Here is a 7,084-nt window from a genome sequence, read left to right as displayed (position 1 = left end):
TCGCTTGAAAAATTATCGCCCATTATTATGACCTCAGCGGGGGATGAGCAGAGCATATCTATGCATTCAAGGTTATTGGCGTTGATTCTTTCGACAACCTCGCGCATTGTATTGGGGTAATCATGGGCGGCGTACACAAATCGCTCAATGCCCATCCAGTAATGAAGGAGTTGTCCGACTGCGCTGTACCCCGCAGGAATGTAGACAACTCCTATATCGCCAACATAGTTCGCCCATGCTTTGTAATTGTCCCACTGCGGCACATATCTGCGGGATGTTAGTGCATATTCAAGCACCCGTATATCATTCGCTGACTCAACTCCCCAGCGACTGACTGACCACGAATATGTATTGGAATTCCAAATGCGTCTTCTCTCAATGCTTCCGATGGGTGTATTATAACGCCACACAATTTCGCATTTGCCAGCCTGGAATTCCTTATTAATTTCCAAATTGACGCCGCCTGTATGCTCTACTGAGAAAAAAGCTGCCAAATTTGGCATGTAAAAACCAACGCCCATGCGCTTGTGATAGTCGACTAACGCTTTCTCAGGCTCCTGGTAGCTGGAGCTGAGGTCCCATGGCGCTCCAGTTTTGTGGTAGAACCAGTGCGATAGGTCAAGCATGAAGGGTACTACATCAGGTATCTTGCCCTTGTAAACATGTAGAATTCTTTCACGCAGTGAGAGTTGCATCAGAGGTTTATTATGTCACTACGCTATTAAAAAAGGGAGCCATTGAAAATAGAGCTTGTGACTTTGTTTCGCTTTCACTGCTGGCTTCACACTTTAAACCAGCTGCGCCGATTGCACTTTGTACTTCGGATTTTTCAACGTCTGATAGGTTCATCTCTATACCTACCGTAGTGCCTTCGGGCCCAGTTGCCAGATAGACTCTGTCGCTGAACGAAATCATCACCTTATACCCCATGCCCAGCGTGCCAGCCGTGGAGTAGCCTTTTGTCAGTGCTATGTCGGGCAGTGAAAGGGCGGCAATTCCGGGCCCTTTGTCTGATATGACGACCATTAGGCCGTTTTGCGTTCGGTGGATGGTAGCAGTACCCCCACCCGAGTGTTTCAATGCATTTGTTGCTGCTTCTCCAATGCTTACAACAAACTTGCTGATTTTTTCTTCGTCCATTCCCATGGACCTAGCCATCTCTTCTGCGCCATGTCTCACGGTTCTAAGATCCTCAGGAGTCTTTATTTCCCACGTAGCTAAAGGCGGCCCAGCAATCTTTTCTATTTCCGAATGTTCTGTAATTATTAGTTTTCCCTCGGTAGCGGCCATAATTGTGCGGCGGTAGAACTCAATCTTGTGCTCCTCGCTTTCACGAATGGCTTCTTCAGCTAGCTTTAGGTCGGTAATATCTTGCACAGTTCCAAACCCACCGCGCAGCCTTCCTTGTTCGTCAAACTCTAACTCTGCGCGTTCCCGAACCCATTTAATTTTGCCGTCCACTATGATTCGATGTTCGATATCATAAGGCTCGCCTTGTAAGGCTGCTTTCCATTTTCTATCAACGTATTCTCTATCCTCAGGATGGACACATTCCAGGAATTTCTCATATGTCATAGGTGTTCCTCGTGGTATTCCAAATATCCGATATACTTCGTCGGACCAAATTAGCACATTTTTTTGGACGTCTAGTCTCCAGCTCCCGGTATGAGCGACGGCTTGGGCTCGGTTGAGATCCTGTTGTATTTCTCTGAGTTGGTTTGCTATTCGTTGGATTCGCTGGCGTGCTCTGCGCATCATTATCGTAGCAAATCCAACTATCGCCGAACCTATGAGGTATGCAGTAAGAGCAGTCCAACCTTGCTGGGTTTCCGCCTGCGGAAATATTGTGTAAAGGGGCGGAATAAAAAAGTAATCGAAAGCAAAAAAACCAAGCACAAATGCTAGTATTGCCGGCCCTTCTCCAAAGAGGAGAGCAACCAACATTGTTAGCAATACATAGGGAATAGGAAACTCGTACAAAGGAAAACTTGGAGGCAACAAACTTAATATCAGAGTTAAAATTGCTTCTAGAGCAATTGTTGCAAAATAGCCTAACCATCTCGGATAATGGGTCATTTCAGCATTCTGTGTTTTTCTAGGAACTTCTGGTTGCGGTTCGTATAAAACTTGATAGTTCATTGTGAATTACCTGTATAGCTTAAAAGCGCTTTTGTAGCCGTCTGAAAATCATCGCAAATTTCAAAGCCAGGAAGCTCGTGAGCCCTGAGAATTTCAAGAATCCTTTGAGCCATTTTGCTTGGTACTACTGCAATGGCACCTCCTAGTGAACTTAGCCTTTGATAAATGCGCAGAACCTCCTTGATTCCTGCGCCGTCTATATATGTTGCCGACGATAAATCCACCACTAAGCAGCGGTTTTGGGAATCTCTGGCTGCTTTTTCAAGCATTGCACTAAATTCATCTACATTGCCGATGTCGATTTCGCCATGTACCTTAACAGCAATGCAAGAGTTGTGTGTGATTTCTATATCCATACATTGCCCTCCATGGCCTTTCTCTATAGAATATTGCGGCTAGTTATATTCTTCCCCTTAAAAGGTTATCCTATTTAAACTACCCAGCAAACGGCAGCAATTAAACCAAGAAGCATGATAAGAAATTTATTTAGCAATCGGTTGGTAGTGTTAGCTTAAGGCAAATAAGGGTGTCATATAAAATCTACAATGTTATTATTTTGTCCAGCAATTCACCACCTCACCTACGTAAAGTCGGTGATAGTCTTTCTGTGGGTACCATTCTTCAATTTTTGGATCAAGGAAGTTTTTGGGATCAATATCCTGGAAGTATATCTTTCGACATTCTAAAATCAGTCTTGCCTCCTTAAAGACGGTTGTCATTGGTAGCATGCCAGGAATCGGGGTCAATCCTGCCTGTCTTGCTTTATCTGACACGTCACGGCCTGATTTACTACCGCAAAATTGAAGTGCCTCCTTATATTCTTCTGAGAAGAAGCAAAGGGTGAAGTTCTCATTTTTCTCCAGAAACTTATATGTGTGCCGAGTTGGGCGGATTACGCAAAAACATATTGGCTTACCCCATAGAGCACCCATACCGCCCCACCCTGCCGTCATTGTGTTGTAATCTTCCGGCGGTCCTGCTGTAACCAGCATCCAATCTTTCAACACTATCTCGAAGGGGTTTAGGGTGATAGTTTCCACCGAAGTTTTTTTGAATACCTCTTCCATGCTCGCATCCCTCCTAGTTTGATAACCAAAATTTGTCCAGCATGTGTAAATAATACCCAACTTAAGGTAGCTCGCTCAATATTTGGTTGCTTGGTAGTTTGGATTTCACATCTGTGAAAAAGTTACTGGAAGTATGCGAAAATTTTGGGTGATACTCAACCACCCCGACCTTGAGCGGTTATTTATTGTTTTTATATGTTAGGGTTGCAGTCATTAAAAAATGCGAATTTTCGTTTAGCCCATTATGGCGACCAGCGTGGATTTTTAGAGGACATATCCACTGAATACAATTGGCCAGTAAGGTGGTCGGTGGGAAGGCCCAAATAACTCAAGATGTGGTGGGATATCCATTTCTCTATCTTTAGGACCGTGAGCTTGCGTCGCAATCGTCCCTGCATGTCTCGATTCAAAATCGAGGGGAGAGTGTTGGTAGTGATAATCTCGTCTAGATCGGGGCTGTTGAGATTCTCGCGTACCTCTGGGGAAGAGTAAAAGTGGGTAACGAAGAAGACAACCCTGCCTGCCCCCGCTTCTTTTAGTAGGCGACAGCATTCTTTAATTGTTCCGCCGGTGCGCACCATATCGTCAAATACTACGACGTCCTTTCCCTGGATGGCTTCCAGAGGACATGGTGATGATGGGTCAATAAAGCTCGATATATGCCGTTCGCCTGTTCGCTCCTTAGCAATATAGAGTAATCCTGCAGAGGGCATACCCAATTTATTTTGTACCTCAATGGCAAAACCCCTTGCTCCTTTGTCTGGCGCACATATTAGCACGCCATCACCAGAATGTAGACTTGGTGTTACATCGGACCTGCGGATGTAGTCTGCGAAAACCTCGGCAGGAGATAGGTTTAGAAAACGTCCATTCATGATTCGGTTAAAAAGTCTTTGCACGGAAGCCGAGTGGTTGTGTACGGTAATTACAGCATCAACTCCTGCGAGCGCCAGCGACTCCGCGTAAAGCTTGCTACTGAAAGGTTGGCCGTCGAATTTCTTATAGTCCCATATGTCGCGTTTAAAATCCACCTCTCCGTGTTCGGGCCTAGGTCCTCGGTCTTGAGCGCTGAAGAAAAGGTCGGGCTCGATTAGAATAACCTGTTTAGCACCATTATCTTTGGCTGCTCTTGCAACTAGTAGGGTCCGCCAGGAGAGTTCGTTCCGGCTTACGCTATTTGAGGCTGTGGAAACAATAATGACAGTCGTGTTGCACAGCTTGTTGCCAATATTCTGAAGGTCGTTCTCATCGCTGATAAAGCGTGGGCAAAATTCGCTGTTTGCAAATGTCTTTAGAGAAATAATGTCGGCTATATCTATAGTCTGCTTACAGTATACTGCAATGTCAATCGCAAACGGATTATCTGATTCTGTGCTTGTGACAAAGATTTGAGGCATACCTGAACTTTCCCCTACTCCCTATATTTGTTGGTGATTGGAAGACGTCTGTCCTTGCCAAAAGCTTTTGGTGTGATTTTAATGCCGGGTGGCGCCTGCCGCCGCTTGTATTCATTTCGGTCAACCATATGAGCAACCCGCCTAACAGTTGGCTCATCAAAACCCATGGCTACGATTTCTGCAATGCTTTTGTCTTGTTCAACATACGCATGTAGGATGGGGTCCAAGATCTCATATGGCGGCAGTGTATCAACATCCTTCTGGCCAGGGCGAAGCTCTGCTGAGGGAGGACGCTTTATGATGCTGTCGGGAATAACCTTTCCAAGGCTGTTTCGATAATCCACAAGCTCATAGACTAATGTCTTGGGAACATCCTTAAGCACGCCGAATCCTCCTGCCATATCGCCATAGAGAGTAGTATATCCTACCGCGATCTCACTCTTGTTGCCGGTAGTAAGTACTAGCCAGCTAAACTTATTGGATAGAGCCATTAGGATGTTTCCGCGTATCCGGGCTTGGATATTTTCCTCTGCTACTCCCGGCTGTGTTCCCGCAAAGGCGCCAGATAGCGTGGAGAGGTATGCTTCAAAGATTTGCTGGATTGGAATGTGGTAATACTGAATGCCTAGACTTTCGGCAAGTTTGACCGCATCGCTTTGTGTTTCCTCCGATGAATATTGCGAAGGCATAACTACTGCTACTACTCGGTCCTTGCCAAGTGAATCCACTGCGATGACTGCCGTAAGCGCGGAATCAATTCCGCCGCTCAAACCGAGAACTACCTTTTCAAAACCGTTCTTGTAAACGTAATCCCTAGTGCCGAGGATAAGAGCTTTGTATATTTCCTCTAATCGGCTGGGGGGATTTAGTAGGTACGATGGCAGTTCGTGCCTTGGTGCCTTTTGTAAGAATGGGGGTATTTGCACTTTCTCGACTATTGCTTCTTTAGGGCAGAGGCGCTCTTTTTGTTCTTTATACCGAGTGTCCGAAAGGCGATGGTGGAGGACCTCATTGATATCCAAATCTACTACAACAAGTGCTTCTTCGAATGCTGGGCCACGGCAGATGACCCTCCCATCCGGCGCGACAACCAACGAGTGGCCATCAAATACGAGCTCGTCCTGCCCACCTACTAAGTTGACGTAAGCAAAGAAGCATGAGTTGTCCATTGCGCGTGTGGCAAGCATCTCCTCGCGATGCCGCCATTTTCCCGCATGGAATGGCGAGGAATTTATGACAATGATGACATGAGCATTACCTAGGAGTGCTTGAAGTCTATGTGGTCCCTCGGCGTACCAGCTGTCTTCGCAAATTTCCACGCCGAATCTTACCTCGCCAGCCTTGAAGACTTTTGTTTCTTTGCCACGTTGGAAGTATCTATGCTCGTCGAAAACGCCATAATTTGGCAAGTTAAACTTATGATGCACCCCCACGAGTTCGCCATCTGATATGATTGCAGCTGCATTGTATATATCACTATTAACCTTATCTACAAAGCCAATGATCGCCGTGATTCCCTTTGATGCTCCAATGATTTTGTGAAGGCAATCAATATTTCGTTGGACGAAACCATTTTTAAGAAGAAGATCTTCTGGCGGATAGCTTGTGATTGAGAGTTCAGGAAAGGCGACGATATCCGCTCCGGCTTCCTTCGCCCGACCGATATATTCAACAATTTTCGCTGAGTTACCGTCAAGGTCGCCGACAGTAAGGTTAACTTGTGCAAGCGCTATTCTCAAAGGCATATCAATCGATTTTGCCATTTGGATTCTCCTATACTTAGTATATCTCCTGATTTGCCTTTTCTTCAAGTTAGCAGAGTTGGCAAGCAGGAGTGAATTTACATGTCGGCGAAATTTTTCATTGCAACCCCCCAAAAATACACCAAATGGCGGCTAAATGACTGCTGAAGGAGTGGCGACCTATGTCTTCACTTGTGGCCGATGGTTGTCGTTTTTCACAGTGGAGGGGGAGAATGGACGAACAAGAAATAGTGGCTCGTGCCCGACATGCAATTATTGACATGGCCCTGGGCGATGTACGAAAGGCATCTGCTGGCGGGGCAAAGATGGGTGCGTTTATTCTCGCCGCGTGCGTAATAGATTATCTGACTTGCCTATACGCTGGCCATGACAGCAATGCAAGCCTATTCCGCGAATTTGTGGCTCGCTTTTTTGACGACAAACGCTATGACCCAAATGACTTGTGGGATGCGATTCGATGCAAACTTCTCCACAGCTATACTGTAAAGGATGGACGTTATGCCTATACCGACGGAAATCCTCACCTTCATTTTAAACAGGATAAGTCTGGACGAATTCATATTAATTTGGAAGATTTCATCTCCGCTGTCGAGCGGGCGGCGGAGAACTATTTTACATTAGTAGAACGCGATTCAGAGGTTAGAAAGCGGATGGTCGGCCGCATCAAACGCGTTGGTATCCTCACAGTGTTTGAGCCGAAATTTTAGTTTTCAGTCTG

7 protein-coding genes and 2 pseudogenes are annotated in these 7,084 nt (G+C 45.8%); 1 reads left to right on the top strand and 8 read right to left on the bottom strand.

From position 1 onward, the window contains the following. The 8 genes and pseudogenes from QHH26_07730 to QHH26_07695 form a co-directional block, all read right to left on the bottom strand. Positions 1-695 (bottom strand): hypothetical protein (locus QHH26_07730; protein ID MDH7481845.1); only part of this gene is annotated, 695 nt, incomplete at its 3' end. A gap of 10 nt (positions 696-705) precedes the next feature. After that, a complete protein-coding gene (locus QHH26_07725; protein MDH7481844.1) occupies positions 706-1,290 on the bottom strand; it encodes an ATP-binding protein in 585 nt (194 codons plus the stop codon). 36 nt (positions 1,291-1,326) lie between these two features. Continuing rightward, a pseudogene (locus QHH26_07720) lies at positions 1,327-1,725 on the bottom strand (PAS domain-containing protein). A gap of 15 nt (positions 1,726-1,740) precedes the next feature. Continuing rightward, positions 1,741-2,076, bottom strand: a pseudogene (locus QHH26_07715) (DUF4118 domain-containing protein). A gap of 59 nt (positions 2,077-2,135) precedes the next feature. Then, complete coding sequence (locus tag QHH26_07710) at positions 2,136-2,495, bottom strand: STAS domain-containing protein (protein MDH7481843.1); 360 nt, start codon at positions 2,493-2,495, stop codon at positions 2,136-2,138. 195 nt (positions 2,496-2,690) lie between these two features. After that, on the bottom strand, positions 2,691-3,206 hold the full coding sequence (locus QHH26_07705) for a flavin reductase (GenBank protein ID MDH7481842.1): 516 nt from the start codon (positions 3,204-3,206) through the stop codon (positions 2,691-2,693). A gap of 242 nt (positions 3,207-3,448) precedes the next feature. Next, positions 3,449-4,603 (bottom strand): phosphoribosyltransferase family protein, encoded by a 1,155-nt coding sequence (locus QHH26_07700; protein MDH7481841.1) that lies wholly within the window; start codon positions 4,601-4,603, stop codon positions 3,449-3,451. A 14-nt stretch (positions 4,604-4,617) separates the two neighbouring features. Further along, positions 4,618-6,366 carry an NAD+ synthase gene (locus tag QHH26_07695; protein ID MDH7481840.1) on the bottom strand — a complete coding sequence of 583 codons (1,749 nt, stop codon included), beginning with the start codon at positions 6,364-6,366 and terminating at the stop codon, positions 4,618-4,620. A 212-nt stretch (positions 6,367-6,578) separates the two neighbouring features. On the opposite strand from QHH26_07695, the gene QHH26_07690 reads away from it, so the two are divergent. Beyond that, positions 6,579-7,073, top strand: coding sequence for a hypothetical protein (locus tag QHH26_07690; GenBank protein MDH7481839.1), 495 nt, complete (start codon positions 6,579-6,581; stop codon positions 7,071-7,073). The last annotated feature ends 11 nt before the right edge of the window (positions 7,074-7,084 follow it).

The sequence above is a fragment of the Armatimonadota bacterium genome (assembly GCA_029907255.1).
Taxonomy (GTDB): domain Bacteria; phylum Armatimonadota; class UBA5829; order DTJY01; family DTJY01; genus JAIMAU01.
This window is presented reverse-complemented; position numbering and strand designations above follow the sequence as displayed.

What these genes read in the sequence shown, in the direction of transcription:
- QHH26_07725 (MDH7481844.1), bottom strand. Translation starts at nt 1,290, where the DNA reads ATGGCCGCTACCGAGGGAAAACTAATAATTACAGAACATTCGGAAATA.
- QHH26_07710 (MDH7481843.1), bottom strand. Translation starts at nt 2,495, where the DNA reads ATGGATATAGAAATCACACACAACTCTTGCATTGCTGTTAAGGTACAT.
- QHH26_07705 (MDH7481842.1), bottom strand. Translation starts at nt 3,206, where the DNA reads ATGGAAGAGGTATTCAAAAAAACTTCGGTGGAAACTATCACCCTAAAC.
- QHH26_07700 (MDH7481841.1), bottom strand. Translation starts at nt 4,603, where the DNA reads ATGCCTCAAATCTTTGTCACAAGCACAGAATCAGATAATCCGTTTGCG.
- QHH26_07695 (MDH7481840.1), bottom strand. Translation starts at nt 6,366, where the DNA reads ATGGCAAAATCGATTGATATGCCTTTGAGAATAGCGCTTGCACAAGTT.
- QHH26_07690 (MDH7481839.1), top strand. Translation starts at nt 6,579, where the DNA reads ATGGACGAACAAGAAATAGTGGCTCGTGCCCGACATGCAATTATTGAC.